A 15,011-nucleotide genomic window follows, 5' to 3' on the forward strand; every position below is an offset into this window, starting at 1 on the left:
CCGCCGGCCGAACAGAATGAGAGAACCGAATGGCCGACTACATCTTGGCGATCGATCAGGGCACGACCTCGTCGCGCGCGATCATCTTCGACAAGGCCGGATCGATCGTCTCGACCGGGCAGCTCGAGCACGAGCAGATCTTCCCGAAGGCGGGCTGGGTCGAGCACGACCCTGCCGAGATCTGGCGCAACACCCGGGAGGTCATCGGGCAGGCCCTCGGCAAGGCCGATCTGACCCGTCACGAGATCGCGGCGGTGGGCATCACGAACCAGCGCGAGACCGCGGTGGTGTGGGACAAGAACACCGGCGAGCCGGTCTACAACGCGATCGTGTGGCAGGACACCCGCACGCAGCCGATCGTCGACCGGCTCGCGGCCGACGGCGGCGTCGAGCGCTTCAAGGCGAAGGTCGGCCTGCCGCTGGCGACGTACTTCTCGGGCACGAAGATCGTGTGGATCCTCGAGAACGTGCCGGACGCGCGCGAGAAGGCCGAGGCAGGCGACCTGCTCTTCGGTACGACCGACTCGTGGGTGCTCTGGAACCTCACCGGCGGCCCTGACGGTGGTGTGCACGCGACGGATGTCACGAACGCCTCGCGCACGATGTTCATGGACCTCGAGACCCTCGCGTGGGACGACGAGATCCTCGCGGCCTTCGGCGTGCCGCGCTCGATGCTGCCCGAGATCAAGTCCTCCTCCGAGGTCTACGGCATCGCGGAGCCGTCGAGTCTGCTCCGCGAGGTTCCCGTCGCCGGGATCCTCGGCGACCAGCAGGCGGCGACGTTCGGCCAGGCCGCGTTCGACACCGGTGAATCCAAGAACACCTATGGCACGGGCAACTTCCTGATCTTCAACACCGGCGAAGAGATCGTCCACTCCAAGAACGGGCTGTTGACGACGCTCGGCTACAAGCTCGGAGACGCCGCCCCGCACTACGCGCTCGAGGGATCGATCGCGGTCACGGGTTCACTCATCCAGTGGCTTCGCGACAACCTCGGACTGATTTCGAGCGCGCCCGACGTGGAGCGGCTGGCGAACACGGTCGACGACAACGGCGGCGCGTACTTCGTGCCGGCGTTCTCGGGCCTGTTCGCACCGTACTGGCGACCTGACGCGCGCGGCGCACTCGTCGGCCTGACCCGCTTCGTGAACAAGGGCCACATCGCCCGCGCAGCGCTCGAGGCGACGGCCTTCCAGACCCGCGAGGTGCTTGAAGCGGTGAACGCCGATTCGGGCGTCGATCTGACGGAGCTCAAGGTCGACGGCGGCATGATCGCCAACAACACGCTCATGCAGTTCCAGGCCGACATCCTCGGCGTTCCGGTCGTTCGCCCGGTAGTCGCCGAGACGACAGCCCTCGGCGCCGCCTATGCGGCCGGCCTCGCGGTCGGCTTCTGGGCGAACCTCGACGAGCTCCGCGCCAATTGGCAGGAGGACTCCCGCTGGGAGCCGAAGATGGATCCCGCTGAGCGCGATCGTCAGATCCGACTCTGGAAGAAGGCCGTCACGAAGACCTTCGATTGGGTCGACGACGACGTGAAATGAGCAGTCGCGGCGGCGGATGCCTCGTTCAGGCCTTCGTCGCCGCGATCCACTGTTCGAGTTTGCGGGTGCCCGCGCCGCTGTCGATCGTTTCTTCGGCGACCGCCATCTTTTCGCGGAAGCGATCGAGGATCGCGCGCTGCACCTGGGCCGGATCCTTCGCGAGATCGAAGGCGACGAGCCCTGCAGCGGCATTCAGCACGACGATGTCGCGCACGGGGCCGCGCCCGCCCGCGAGAAGCTCGTTGACGACTCCCGCGTTGTATTCGGCGTCGCCGCCCTTGAGTTGATCGATCGTCGCCCGCGGAATCCCCAGGTCGCGCGGGTCGAGGTCGTGCTCCTTGACCGTGCCGAGGGAGACCTCCCACAGGTGACTGTGCCCGGTCGTCGTCAGCTCGTCGAGGCCGTCATCGCCACGGAATACGAGTGCAGTCGCGCCGCGGGTCTGGAAGACGCCGACGATGAGCGGGACGCGATCGAGGTGAGCGACACCGACTGCAGACGCTTCGGGGCGCGCCGGGTTCGCGAGCGGCCCGAGGAAGTTGAACACCGTCGGCACCCCGAGCTCGGCACGAACCCGCCCGGCGTGGCGGAAGCCCGGGTGGAATGCGGCGGCGTAGGCGAAGGTGATGCCTGCCTCGTCGAGAACTGCTGCGACACGTTCGGCGGGCAACGCGAGGTCGAGCCCGAGAGCCGCGAGCACATCAGAGGATCCGGAGGACGAACTCGCCGCCCGGTTGCCGTGCTTGATGACGGGCACTCCGGATGCTGCGGCGACGATCGATGCCATCGTCGAGACGTTGACCGTGCCGAAGCGGTCGCCGCCGGTGCCGACGATGTCGAGCGCCATCGGATCCACCGGCAGCGGCACGGCGTGTTCGAGGATCGCGTCGCGGAACCCGACGATCTCGTCGACCGTCTCCCCTTTCACTCGGAGCGCAACAAGGAACGCGGCGAGTTGCGCTTCGCTGACTGCGCCCGTCATGACCTGCTCCATGCACCACGCGGCATCCGAAACGCTCAGATCGGTGCCCTCGAGCAGGGAATTCAGGATGTCTGGCCAGTTCTGTCGCGCGGGCATGCGTCGATCCTATCTGCGGGATTCACGGCGGATTCGCGGCCGTCACCCAGCTCGACTTAGGTCTGCCTAACCACCTCAGGTCGACGCAACTCCCCCGGATGACGAAAACTCAGGCCTCGTTTCAGCCATAATGGGATGGTGACGAGCACCTCAATCACTTATCAGGCGAACGCGCCCCTGATCAAACGACCGAACACCGTTGCGGTGGGCACGATCGTCTGGCTCGGCAGCGAGGTCATGTTCTTCGCGGGACTCTTCGCGATCTACTTCACGCTGCGGTCGACATCTCCCGAACTCTGGGAGTTTGAGGCAGGCCGGCTGAACGTGCCGTACGCGTTGGTGAACACGCTGATCCTGGTGTTGTCATCAGTCACGTGCCAGTTCGGCGTTTTCGCCGCGGAGCGCATGCAGCCATACGCCACCGGGTGGAAGCCCAAGCAGTGGGGCATGGTCGAGTGGTTCTTCCTCACGTACGCGATGGGTGCCGTCTTCGTCGCCGGCCAGGTCTGGGAGTACGCCACCCTCGTCTCCGAGGGAATTGCGATCGACTCCAACGCCTACGGCTCGGCGTTCTACATCACCACCGGCTTCCATGCCCTGCACGTCACCGGTGGCTTGCTCGCCTTCCTCTTCGTGATCGGCCGCGTCTTCGCGGTCAAGAACTTCGGTCACCGCGAGGCGACGAGTGCGATCGTCGTCTCGTACTACTGGCACTTCGTCGACGTCGTCTGGATCGGACTGTTCCTCGTCATCTACGTCCTCAAGTAAGCCGCATCAGGAGCGTCAGCACAGCATGCCCGTGAACAGGAAGATACCCATGACTCGCCAGAAGCGACGCACCGGACGCCGGCACCCGCTCGCCACCGTCGCCCTCCTCGCGCTCGGCCTCGTCTTCACCGGTGGCGCGTACGCGGCCCTCAGCAGCGGCACCATCGCGCAAGCCGAGATCGACCCCGACTCGCAGCAGACCATCGAACAGGGCAAGAAGCTCTTCCAGGCCAACTGCGCCACCTGCCATGGACTCGAGGCGCAGGGCAGCGACACCGGCCCGAGCCTCGTCGGCGTCGGTGCAGCTTCCGTCGACTTCCAGGTCGGCACCGGGCGCATGCCGATGCAGATGCAGGGCCCGCAGGCGCAGGCGAAGCCCGTGCAGTTCACCGACGATCAGGTCAAGCAGCTCGCGTACTACGTCGCCTCCCTGGGCCCTGGACCAGACATCCCCGACGATCACCTCACCAACGGCGGCGGCGATGCAGCCAACGGCGCAGAGCTCTTCCGCATCAACTGCGCGATGTGCCACAACGTGGCCGGTGCAGGTGGCGCGCTCACCGAGGGCAAGTTCGCTCCCCCGCTGTCGGATGTCTCGGGCGTGCACATCTACGAGGCCATGGTCACCGGCCCGCAGAATATGCCGGTCTTCAACGACCTGAACATCTCCCCGGAAGACAAGCGCGACGTGATCACGTACCTCAAGTACGTGCAAGACAACCGCTCGCCCGGCGGAATCGAACTCGGCTCGCTCGGACCGGTCGCAGAGGGCTTGTTCATCTGGATCTTCGGTCTCGGCGCGATCGTCGCGATCACCGTGTGGATCACGGCGAAATCCAACTAGCGCACGCCCAGCACTGAAGTAGCTGAAGAAGGAGAACCATGGCACAGGACGACCACAGCGGCGAAGAGCTCGTCGCTGCCGACTCGTCGCTCGCCGCGCACGAATTCCCTGGATCGCCCGGCACGGCGGTCATCCCGCACGACGGGTTCGAGAATCCCGGATTAGAGCCGCACCGCGCTCGCGTCACCGATGAGAACCCGAAGCGCGAGAACCGAGCCCAGCGAACGGTCTACACGCTCTTCTACCTGTCGGTGCTCGGCAGCGTGTGGGCCATCGCCGCATACATCCTCTTCCCCATCGAGTCGAACGATGTCGGTGCCGTGCGCCTCAACAACATGTTCTTCGGTTTGGGCGCCACCCTCGCGCTGCTTGCTCTCGGGTTCGGCGCGGTGCACTGGGGCAAGTCGCTCATGACCTCCCCCGAGTCGATCGACATCCGTCACCCGATCAGTGGGAGCGAGGCCACGAAGCAGGGCGCCATCGAGGTGTTCCGCGAGGCCGACGAGGAGTCGGGCTTCTCTCGCCGCTCCGTCATCCGGAACAGCCTCATCGGTGCGCTCCTCGTCTTCCCGCTGCCGGCGGTCGTGCTGTTCCGTGGGCTTGCGCCACAGGATCAGCTCCCGGTCGAGCTCCTCAGCCACACGATGTGGGCGAAGGGCACTCGCCTCGCGCTCGACCCTTCCGGCGTGCCGATCAAGGCCGGCGACGTCACGATCGGCAGCGCGTTCCACGTGATCCCCGAGGGACTCAACGATCTCGAGCACGGCAAACTCGATGAGAAGGCGAAGGCTGCGGTGCTGCTCATGCGGCTCGAGCCGAGTGAGCTGCATCCGGCCCCGGGCCGTGAATCGTGGGCGTACGACGGCATCGTCGCCTACTCGAAGATCTGCACGCACGTCGGATGCCCCGTCGCGCTGTACGAGCAGCACACGCATCACCTTCTCTGCCCGTGCCACCAGTCGCAGTTCGACGTGTCGAACAACTGCGAGGTCGTCTTCGGCCCGGCGGCACGAGCCCTTCCTCAGCTTCCGATCGCGATCGATGACGAGGGCTATCTCATCGCGCAGAGCGACTTCACCGAACCCGTCGGCCCGAGCTTCTGGGAGCGCCATTGACCACCGCATCGACGCAAACGCCCGCGCCCGCGCCCGTCAAGCGCTCATTCACGGCAGCGGCGTCCGAGTACGTCAACGATCGCACCGGACTCGCCGTCGCGATCAAAGGCCTCGGGCGTAAGGCCTTCCCCGACCACTGGTCCTTCCTCCTCGGCGAGGTCGCGCTCTTCAGCTTCATCGTCATCCTCGTCTCCGGCACCTTCCTGACGTTCTTCTTTCAGGCGTCGATGGCCGAGGTGCACTACGACGGCTCGTACGTTCCCCTGAAGGGCGTCGAGATGTCGGTGGCGATGGCATCGACGCTCGACATCTCATTCGACATCCGAGGCGGGCTCTTCGTTCGTCAGATGCACCACTGGGCAGCTCTGCTGTTCGTGGCCGCCATCGGCCTGCACATGCTGCGCGTGTTCTTCACCGGCGCGTTCCGTAAGCCTCGTGAGATCAACTGGGTGTTCGGCTTCATCCTCTTCATCCTCGCGATGGCCGAAGGGTTCACGGGATACTCGCTGCCCGACGATCTGCTCTCTGGCAACGGACTTCGCATCATCGACGGCATTCTCAAGGGCATGCCGCTCGTTGGCACATGGGCCTCGTTCCTCTTCTTCGGCGGCGAGTTCCCCGGTACCACCATCGTCGGACGCCTCTACACGCTGCACATCCTGCTGCTGCCGGCACTCGTCGTCGCGCTCATAGCGGTTCACGTCGTGTACGTGTTCATCCACAAGCACACGCAGTTCGCCGGTCCAGGTCGCGAGCCGACCAACTCCGTCGGCCCGCCCATCCTGCCGATCTACGCGGCGAAGGCCGGCGGCTTCATGTTCATCGTCTGGGGCGTGGTCGCCCTCATCGCGGCGCTGTTCACGATCAACCCGATCTGGAACTACGGCCCGTACGATCCGTCGCCAGTCTCGGCCGGCACACAGCCCGACTGGTACATCGGATTCGCCGACGGTGCTCTTCGTCTCATCCCGCCGGGCTGGGAGTTCGTCTGGCTCGACCGCACGTGGTCCTTCAACATCCTCGTACCGCTCATCGCCATCGGCATCTTCATCGTGCTGGTGCTGATCTACCCGTTCATCGAGGCCTGGGTGAAGGGCGACAAGCGGGAGCACCACATCGCCGATCGTCCGCGGAACGCTCCCACGCGTACCGCCATCGGTGCGGCAGGCGTGACGTTCTACGCCGGCCTGTGGGCTGCGGCGAGCTCGGACATCCTGGCCACGCACTTCTCCCTCACTATGGAGGGCGTGATCCACGCGCTCCAAGCCGTGGTGATCATCGGGCCGTTCATCGCGTACTTCATCACGAAGCGCGTGTGCATCGCCTTGCAGAAGAAGGATCGCGAGATCGTGCTGCACGGCTACGAGTCGGGTCGCATCGTGAAGCTGCCCGGTGGCGAGTTCATCGAGGTGCATCAGCCGCTCGACGAGTACGACCGCTGGAGGCTCGTGAGCCAAGAGACCTACGAGCCGCTCATGCTCCGCCCGAACGCTCGTGGCAAGATCACCCTCGGTGAGCGCACGCGCGCGGCACTCTCGCGCTGGTTCTTCGAAGACCGCATTGCGCCGGTCACGAAGGGCGAGCTCGAGGCCGGGCACGAGACCCACCACTGAGAAGACCAGTAGACGGATTCGGGCACCGCGCCATGTCGATCGATTCGACTTGGCTGCGGTGCCCGAACTGTTTCCTCGATCTCGGTGCGATCGCGGATGGTGTGCTCGGTTGCGAGAGTGGGCACCGCTTCGATATCTCCAAGCAGGGCAGCGTGGCGCTCCTCCCCCCACGAGCACCGCGCACGATCGGCGACGATCGTGCGATGCTCGAGGCGCGTGCCTCACTGCTGGAGTCCGGGTCGTACGCACCGATCGCATCCGCCATCGTTGCTGCGAGTCGGCTGGCGCTCGAGCATCGGCCAGTGCACACCGCCGTCACCGCTTCGGGTGAGTCAAGTCGAGGATCTCGGATCGTCGACCTCGGTTGCGGCACCGGATACTACGCACGGCAGCTCGCCGAGGCGGTGCACGCGACTTCGGTGCTGCTGGCCGACAGATCACCGACCGCCGTGCGCATGGCGATCCGCACCGTACCTGCCTCGACAGGCGTCGTGCTCGATCTCTGGCGCCCGCTCCCGATTCGCGACGGATCAGCCGACGTTGCGATCAACGTGTTCGCACCCCGAAACCCCGCTGAATTCGCGCGCATCGTGCGTGTCGGCGGCACGCTCATCGTCGTCGTCCCGACCTCGTCTCACTTCGTCGAGCTACGCCGCCTCGGGGCCGCACTCGACGTTCCCGAAGGCAAGGCGGAACGAGTCACCGAGCAATTCACCGACGTCGGATTCGATTCCTTCTCGTCGACGCGGGTCGAATACCCACTCGCGACGAACGCGACGACGCGAAGCCTCCTCGTGGATATGGGGCCAGCAGCACACCACCGGGCGGCCGCTGGCGACGTCGACGCCCCCGAAACGATGTCTGTGACGGTCTCTGTCGATGTCATCGCATTCGTCCGTGCGCAGCACGCCTCCCCTGGCCGTTCGGTCGCCGGCTGACTCGGAGAGCTCACGAGCACGAAAACAACCCCATGCATCTGGTGCATGGGGTTGATTCGCTTGGTTCTCGGATGCTAGCGGGCGAAGTTCCCGCGGTAGTACTCGTAGACCCAACCGACCAGGCTGATGATGCCGAGTCCGACCGCGATGAACGAGATCCAGACGCCGATGGCGAGGCCGAGGAACATCAACGCGGCGGCGCCGGCCAGCATGATCGGCCACCAGCTCCACGGGCTGAAGAAGCCGAGCTCCGCATCGCCGTCGTCGATGTTCGCGTCGAGGCGGTCTTCTGGAAGCTCCGCTCCCTGCGCCTTGTGCACCCGGCCGAGATAGAAGGCGATGAATGCGCTCAACACGGCGGTCAGCGTGAGGGCGACGGTCCCGGCCCACTCTGGGTAGTTGAGTCCATGCGAAGCGTTGTCAGCCCAACTCCACCCGGTGTATGTTCCCGCCACCAGCAGGAGGAAGACCGTGAGGATCCAGAAGAGATTGGCGTTCGCGCGCATTACTTGATCTCCTCCGACGCGGCGTCATAAGTGGGCGCCTGTGGGGCATCTTTCGCCGGCCCGATGCCGACGGGGATGCCGGCCTCAGGGTGGTTCAGGTCGAACGCGGGTCGCTCCGAACGGATCCGCGGGATCGACGTGAAATTGTGGCGCGGCGGCGGGCAGCTGGTCGCCCACTCGAGCGAACCGCCGTAACCCCATGGGTCGTTGACGGTCACCTTCGGTGCGCGACGAGCCGTGATGTAGACGTTCAGGAAGAACGGGATCATCGAGATGGCCAGGATGCCGGCACCGATCGTCGACAGCTGGTTCATCCAGGTGATGTTGTCTTCCGGCAGGTACGAGTAGTACCGTCGCGGCATCGCGACGACGCCGAGCCAGTGCTGGATGAGGAATGTCGTGTGGAAGCCGATGAACAGCAGCCAGAAATGCCACTTGCCGAGGGTCTCGTTCAGCATCTTGCCGGTCCACTTCGGCCACCAGAAGTAGAAGCCGGCGAACATCGCGAACACGACGGTGCCGAAGACGACGTAGTGGAAGTGAGCGACGACGAAGTACGTGTCGGAGACGTGGAAGTCCAGCGGCGGCGACGCGAGGATCACGCCCGTGAGGCCACCGAAGACGAACGTGATCAGGAAGCCGAGCGACCAGATGAGCGGCGTCTCGAACGTGATCGAGCCTCGCCACATCGTGCCGATCCAGTTGAAGATCTTCACACCGGTCGGCACGGCGATGAGCATCGTCATGAGGGCGAAGAACGGCAACAGCACCGAGCCGGTGACATACATGTGGTGCGCCCACACCGTGACCGAGAGCGCAGCGATCGCGATCGTCGCGTAGATGAGGGTCTTGTACCCGAAGATCGGCTTTCGACTGAACACCGGGAAGATCTCGGAGACGATGCCGAAGAACGGCAGGGCGATGATGTACACCTCTGGATGGCCGAAGAACCAGAAGAGGTGCTGCCAGAGGATGACGCCGCCGTTGGCTGGATCGAACACATGAGCACCGAAGATGCGGTCGGCAGCGGCGGCCAGGATCGCGGCAGCGAGCACCGGGAAGGCCATGAGCACGAGGATCGAGGTCACGAGGGTGTTCCACGTGAAGATCGGCATGCGGAACATCGTCATGCCGGGCGCGCGCATCGTGATGATCGTGGTGATGAAGTTCACCGCACCGAGGATCGTGCCGAAGCCGGAGAGGCCGAGGCCGACCATCCAGAGGTTGCCGCCGACGCCTGGTGAGAACGTCGTCGACGCGAGTGGTTGATATGCGAACCATCCGAAGGACGCAGCGCCCTGCGGGGTGAAGAAGCCGGCGACCGCGATCAACGAACCGAAGTTGAAGAGCCAGTACGCGAAGGCATTCAGTCGCGGGAACGCCACGTCGGGGGCGCCGATCTGGAGCGGCATGAGCACGTTGGCGAAGCCCGCGAACAGCGGGGTCGCGAACATGAGCAGCATGATCGTGCCGTGCATCGTGAAGAGCTGGTTGTACTGCTCACGCGTCTGGATGATCTCGAGGCCCGGCTCGAAGAGCTGCGCTCTGATGATCAGCGCCATCACGCCGCCGATGCAGAAGTAGATGAACGCGGTGATCAGGTACATGTACCCGATGACCTTGTGGTCGGTGGACGTGATCCACTTGACGAGGATGTTGCCCTTGTGTTCGACCTTGGAAGAGCCGAACGGAAGCGTGCTCGCTGAGGGGCGAGCCGGTGCGGTCGTGGTGCTCATCGCGGCTTAGTGCTCCTCTTTCAGTTCGGGCGCGCCCGTTCCGGGCAGGTTCTGGTTGCGGTCGTACTCGTTGGACAGCTGGCCCTCTTGGCCGGCGTCGCGAAGCGACTCGATGTAGTCGTCGTACTCGCTCTGGGAGACGACCTCGACGTTGAAGAGCATGAGCGAGTGGTACTCGCCGCAGAGCTCGGCGCACTTGCCGGCGTAAGTGCCTTCACGCTCGGGCACGAACGACATGTAGTTGGTCTTGCCGGGGAACATGTCTTTCTTGTAGAGGAAGTCGACGACCCAGAACGAGTGGATGACGTCGCGCGACTCGAGTTCGATCTCGACGTTCGCACCGACCGGCAGGAAGAGGGTGGGCAGCTCGGACTGCACGAGTGAGCCCCTCGGGCCTTCGTCGGAGAGTTGGCCCTGGATGCCCGGCGAGTACACGTCTTCTTTGACGTAGTTGAAGTCCCAGGCCCACTGCTTCGCGATGACCTCGACCTGGACGTCGATCTGGTCTTCGGCGAAGCGCTGCTCGATCTCGGCCTGATCGCGCGCAGTGAAGGCGAAGAATCCGAGCACCAGGATGAGCGGGACGATCGTGTAGAACACCTCGATCGGCATGTTGTAACGCAACTGCACCGGCAGGCCGGTCTGACCCTTGCGGCGACGGTATGCGATGACTGCCCAGATCGTGAGCCCCCAGGTGATGACACCGACGATCAGCAGCACGATCCACGAGGTGACCCAGAGTCCGGAGACGATCTCGGTGTGGTTCGTGACCGGCGCCTCCCCCTCGAGGAATCCGGGGAGGAATCCGTTCAGCTGAGCCTGCGTGCACCCTGCGAGTACGAGGCTGAGTGACGCTGCGATCGGAATAGCAGCCCATCGGAGTCGGCGATTGTGGCGCACCGGTGACCTTTCGGGAGACTCGAAGGCGCTTCACAGCGAAGCGCGTTGATCGTTGCCTAGCCTACTCCGACTCGACGCCCGAGGTGTGCACCGGAACGCGGTGTCGGGCGTGCCGGATCACGGAATTCCCGCTCGACCGGCGGAAACGACGAAGGGAGGCCGCTCTTGCGGCCTCCCTTCGGAGTAGACATCAGCGACTCAGTGGAACGAGTCGCCGCAAGCGCAGCTGCCCTCTGCGTTCGGGTTGTCGATCGTGAAACCCTGCTTTTGGATGGTGTCTTCGAAGTCGATAGAGGCGCCATCGAGGTACGGCACGCTCATCTTGTCGACGACGACCTCCACGCCCTCGAAATCGACGACGGCATCACCATCGAGGAGACGCTCGTCGAAGTAGAGCTGGTAAATGAGCCCCGAGCAGCCACCGGGTTGCACGGCGACCCGGAGGCGGAGATCGTCGCGGCCCTCCTGCTCGAGGAGGTTGCGCACCTTGTCGGCGGCGGGGTCGCTCAGCTTCACGCCGTGCGCGGTCTGGATGATCGTGTCGCTCATGTCTCTCCTCGGTGCGTCAGGAAGCGCGGAACCTGTCTCCATGGTAACTCCCGAACCGGAGAGTGCATCCGGCACGCTCTCAGGAATCTTCCTTGCGCGCGTCGAGGCGCGCGAGGAACAGCGCCTCGCTGAGCAGCGCGCGCTGGAAGACTCCGAGGTGGAGGGACTCGTTCGGGCTGTGCGCACGGGAGTCCGGGTCCTCGACACCGGTCACGAGGATCTGCGCCGACGGGAACTCGTCGACGAGTTCCGCGATGAACGGGATGGAGCCGCCGACGCCGATCTCGACGGGCTCCTTGCCCCAGGCTTCGGCCATCGCCGCATTGGACTCGGCGACCGCCCAGCCAGATGTGTCGACGAGGAAGGGGTTGCCCAGCTCGAACGCATCGAACTCGAGCTGCGCACCGAACGGAGCGTGACGCTCGAGGTGGCCACGGATCGCCGCGAGCGCGTCCACATCGCTCTGGCCGGGCGCAACGCGTGCGCTGACCCGCACGGCGACACTCGGCACCAGTGTGTTGGAGGCGTTCGCGACGGTCGGCGCATCGATGCCCGTGATCGTGATCGAGGGCTGCGCCCAGATGCGGGAGAGGATCTCGCCTCGTCCGATCGGCGTCACGCCGTCGAGGAGGCCCGTCTCGGAGCGCAATTGCGCCTCGTCGTAGGCGGGCGTCTCGAGATCGGCTGAAGTAAGACCCTCGACCGCGACGGATCCGTCGGCGTCGTGCAGTGTCGCGAGCATCTGGATGGCCGCGAGCATGGCATCGGGCACCGCACCGCCGAACATGCCCGAATGCGATGCGTGCGCGAGCGTCGACACGCGCAGGCGGAACGCGACGGCACCCCGAAGCGCGACTGTGAGCGCCGGCGTCTCGAGGTCCCAGTTGCCGGAGTCCGCGACCACGATCGCATCGGCCGCGAGCACGTCGCGGTTCTCGCGGAGGAAGTTGGCGAACGAGAGCGACCCGGACTCCTCCTCCCCCTCGATGAACAGGGCGATTCCGAGATCGAAATCCGCGCCGAGTACTTCGGTCAGTGCCCGGATGGCGCCGACATGGGCCATCACTCCGGCCTTGTCGTCTGCGGCACCGCGCCCGTAGAGCCGATCGCCGCGCAGCGTCGGTTCGAACGGGGCGGAATCCCAGTCCTCGTCCTGTCCGGGTGGCTGCACGTCGTGGTGGGCGTAGAGCAGCACGGTCGGCCGCCCGTTGCGCGCAGCACGACGTGCCACGACCGCAGGCTTGCCGAGCGGGGCATCCGCATCGCCGCTGTCGCCGATCGCCGCACGCCGGATCTCGACGAGGTCGAACACGCCGAGCCCGCGCACGAGCTCCGCCACCGCCTCTGCGCTCGCCTCGACGTGGGCCGGATCGAACGCGGCCCACGAGACTGAGGGGATCTTCACGAGTCGCGTGAGGTCGGCGATGGTGGTCGGGAAGGCGGCTTCGACGGCACCGCGCAAGGCGTCGCTCGTCGTCGGGGTGTCGGAGGTTCCGCCTGAAGCGGGAGAAGTCTCGGTCATGCCGGTAATCTTAAGGGGAACCGATTCGAGGACTCCCGTGGCCAAGCAGCCGAACAACACCGATGAACCGAGCGCAGAGACGCTCGAAGAGACCCAGGCTCGCCTGAAGGGCAAGGGCGCGCCCACGCCGAGCCGTGCGCAGCAGGAGGCGGCCCGTAAGCGGCCGCTCGTGCCGAACGACCGTAAAGAAGCAGCGAAGCAAGCGCGCGCGAAGGCCGCCGAGTCGCGAGAGCGCGCCCGGGTCGGCATGGCCGTCGGCGACGAGCGCTACCTGCCGGCTCGCGACCGCGGCCCGCAGAAGAAGTACGTGCGCGACTATGTCGACGCGCGGTTCAGCATCGGCGAGATCCTCATCCCGGTGATGTTCGCCGTCATCCTGCTGACGTTCGTGCCGAGCCCCGAGGTGCAGTCGATCGGCATCCTCTCGCTCTGGGCGTTCTTCCTCGTCGCGGTCATCGACTCGGTCGCGCTCGGCTTCATCCTGACGAAGAAGCTCGGAGCGAAGTTCGGTGCCGACAAGGTCGAGCGGGTGCGCTGGTACGCCGCGATGCGGGCGCTGCAGCTTCGCCCGCTGCGCCTGCCGAAACCGCAGGTCAAGCGAGGGCACTACCCCTCCTGAGGCGGATGCCGCGGTGCGGGCGCCGTTCGGTCGCGACGCCCGTGACTCCGCGGCCGCGGGCGCCGCGCCAGAGAATCACGCGCGGGTGAACACTCCCCCGCGGATGAGCGGTACTCGCGTCTCCTCATCACTGAGCGAACCGTGCTGGCCGATCATCGACTCGGCCTGCCGGTTGGCCTCGCGCCGGTCGTAGTAGGCGATGCCTGCACGGGCGGCGATGATGATGTCCCCGATACGCTCGCGCACCGAGGGGTCGACGACACCGTAGAGTCCGGCGTCGAGCGCCTCGTCGCGGCTCAGCACCCAGGCGCGAGACGCCTCGGCGGTACGCCAGGATTCGAGGAGCCGGGCCCCCGAGCTCGCGTCGAGCTCGGGCTCCAGGTAGAGCGAGAGACAGCGCGGCTCACCGCCGACGTGCCGCACGCCGTCGAGCAGGTCAGGATCGGCGTCGATGTACACGTGCCGGTGCGACGGTACGTCGACGACCCCGTGGTCGGCCGTCACGAGGAGACCCGCGCCTCGAGGCATCCGACGTTCGAATGCCGCGAGTTCGGCGTCGAGTTCTTCCAGCAGGGCGAGCCACCGGTCGGACTGCCAGCCGTGCGAATGCGCGGCCTGGTCGAGTTCGGGCACGTAGAGGTAGACGAGCGCCGGCTCACCGGCGGAGATGAGCCGCGCGGCCTCGGTGAAGCGGTCGGCGACGGATGCCGCTGGGCGGTACTCCGCCCCGCGGAGCACGGCGCGCGTGAACCCCGAGTCGGCGTAACGCGCAGCGCCGATCGCGTAGCTGGCGACGCCGGCCCCGCGCGCGGTCTCGAAGATGGTCGGGACGCGTTGCCAACTCTCGGGGCGCATGCGGTCGTCCCATCCGTTCAGCTGGTTGACGACGCGGTCGTGCGCGGCGTCGAGCACTCGATAGCCGACGAGTCCGTGCTCGCCCGGCGCCTTGCCCGTGGTGAACGTCGCGAGGGCCGCGGCCGTCGTCGAGGGGAACACTGTGCGGATGATGTCGCGCTTTCCCATGCGGGAGGCGAGGAATCGAGCGTGCCCCGAGCGGGATTGGAGGTTCGACGCACCCAACCCGTCGACGAGCACGACGACGACGCTCGACGCCGGCGGCAGAGCGAGGTCGTTCGTTGCCCCGCGCATGCTCGAGAGCGAACTGCCGAGCACCCCGGCAAGGCGCGGAGCTGTGTCGGCGGGCACGGGTAGCATGGCAGACATCGCGCCCATTCTGGCATAGGCCGGGCGCGCCCCTGTTCCCTGCGCGTGCGCACGC

Annotated in this window: 14 protein-coding genes; 7 read left to right on the top strand and 7 right to left on the bottom strand. The window is 65.8% G+C overall.

Annotation, left to right across the window (positions count from 1 at the left end; translation table 11 throughout):
* The first annotated feature begins 29 nt into the window (after positions 1 to 29).
* Complete coding sequence (glpK, locus tag AC1C2U_RS01955) at positions 30 to 1,544, top strand: glycerol kinase GlpK (RefSeq protein WP_495360037.1); 1,515 nt, start codon at positions 30 to 32, stop codon at positions 1,542 to 1,544.
* A gap of 25 nt (positions 1,545 to 1,569) precedes the next feature.
* Here glpK and trpD read toward each other — a convergent pair whose 3' ends face one another.
* Complete coding sequence (trpD, locus tag AC1C2U_RS01960; RefSeq protein WP_495360038.1) at positions 1,570 to 2,622, bottom strand: anthranilate phosphoribosyltransferase; 1,053 nt, start codon at positions 2,620 to 2,622, stop codon at positions 1,570 to 1,572.
* A 135-nt stretch (positions 2,623 to 2,757) separates the two neighbouring features.
* Between trpD and ctaE the strand changes: the two genes are divergently transcribed.
* Genes ctaE through AC1C2U_RS01985 form a run of 5 tightly spaced genes read left to right on the top strand, consistent with a single transcriptional unit; the run spans position 2,758 to position 7,900 of the window.
* Positions 2,758 to 3,390, top strand: coding sequence for an aa3-type cytochrome oxidase subunit III (gene ctaE, locus AC1C2U_RS01965; RefSeq protein WP_495360039.1), 633 nt, complete (start codon positions 2,758 to 2,760; stop codon positions 3,388 to 3,390).
* A 49-nt stretch (positions 3,391 to 3,439) separates the two neighbouring features.
* Complete coding sequence (gene qcrC / locus AC1C2U_RS01970; protein ID WP_495360040.1) at positions 3,440 to 4,234, top strand: cytochrome bc1 complex diheme cytochrome c subunit; 795 nt, start codon at positions 3,440 to 3,442, stop codon at positions 4,232 to 4,234.
* A gap of 38 nt (positions 4,235 to 4,272) precedes the next feature.
* Entirely contained in the window at positions 4,273 to 5,349 is a 1,077-nt protein-coding gene (gene qcrA, locus AC1C2U_RS01975; protein WP_495360041.1) for a cytochrome bc1 complex Rieske iron-sulfur subunit, read from the top strand.
* On the top strand, positions 5,346 to 6,962 hold the full coding sequence (gene qcrB, locus AC1C2U_RS01980) for a cytochrome bc1 complex cytochrome b subunit (protein WP_495360042.1): 1,617 nt from the start codon (positions 5,346 to 5,348) through the stop codon (positions 6,960 to 6,962). The genes qcrA and qcrB overlap by 4 nt, the downstream gene beginning before the upstream one ends.
* 32 nt (positions 6,963 to 6,994) lie before the next feature.
* Positions 6,995 to 7,900: a methyltransferase domain-containing protein gene (locus AC1C2U_RS01985; protein WP_495360043.1), complete on the top strand. Its 906-nt coding sequence runs from the start codon at positions 6,995 to 6,997 to the stop codon at positions 7,898 to 7,900.
* 74 nt (positions 7,901 to 7,974) lie between these two features.
* Here the strand turns inward: AC1C2U_RS01985 and AC1C2U_RS01990 are convergent, their stop codons facing one another.
* The 5 genes from AC1C2U_RS01990 to AC1C2U_RS02010 form a co-directional block, all read right to left on the bottom strand.
* Positions 7,975 to 8,406 carry a cytochrome c oxidase subunit 4 gene (locus AC1C2U_RS01990; protein ID WP_495360044.1) on the bottom strand — a complete coding sequence of 144 codons (432 nt, stop codon included), beginning with the start codon at positions 8,404 to 8,406 and terminating at the stop codon, positions 7,975 to 7,977.
* Positions 8,406 to 10,142: an aa3-type cytochrome oxidase subunit I gene (gene ctaD / locus AC1C2U_RS01995; protein WP_495360045.1), complete on the bottom strand. Its 1,737-nt coding sequence runs from the start codon at positions 10,140 to 10,142 to the stop codon at positions 8,406 to 8,408. Before ctaD ends, AC1C2U_RS01990 begins: the two co-directional genes overlap by 1 nt.
* Before the next feature lie 6 nt (positions 10,143 to 10,148).
* Complete coding sequence (ctaC, locus tag AC1C2U_RS02000) at positions 10,149 to 11,042, bottom strand: aa3-type cytochrome oxidase subunit II (RefSeq protein ID WP_495360046.1); 894 nt, start codon at positions 11,040 to 11,042, stop codon at positions 10,149 to 10,151.
* A gap of 198 nt (positions 11,043 to 11,240) precedes the next feature.
* Entirely contained in the window at positions 11,241 to 11,591 is a 351-nt protein-coding gene (gene erpA / locus AC1C2U_RS02005) for an iron-sulfur cluster insertion protein ErpA (protein WP_495360047.1), read from the bottom strand.
* 79 nt (positions 11,592 to 11,670) lie between these two features.
* Positions 11,671 to 13,113 carry a dipeptidase gene (locus tag AC1C2U_RS02010; protein WP_495360048.1) on the bottom strand — a complete coding sequence of 481 codons (1,443 nt, stop codon included), beginning with the start codon at positions 13,111 to 13,113 and terminating at the stop codon, positions 11,671 to 11,673.
* Between the two features lie 37 nt (positions 13,114 to 13,150).
* On the opposite strand from AC1C2U_RS02010, the gene AC1C2U_RS02015 reads away from it, so the two are divergent.
* Positions 13,151 to 13,732 (top strand): DUF3043 domain-containing protein, encoded by a 582-nt coding sequence (locus tag AC1C2U_RS02015; protein ID WP_495360049.1) that lies wholly within the window; start codon positions 13,151 to 13,153, stop codon positions 13,730 to 13,732.
* Between the two features lie 75 nt (positions 13,733 to 13,807).
* Here the strand turns inward: AC1C2U_RS02015 and AC1C2U_RS02020 are convergent, their stop codons facing one another.
* Complete coding sequence (locus AC1C2U_RS02020; protein ID WP_495360050.1) at positions 13,808 to 14,956, bottom strand: alkaline phosphatase family protein; 1,149 nt, start codon at positions 14,954 to 14,956, stop codon at positions 13,808 to 13,810.
* Positions 14,957 to 15,011: the final 55 nt, after the last annotated feature.

This window comes from Agromyces sp. Y575 (genome assembly GCF_059445445.1).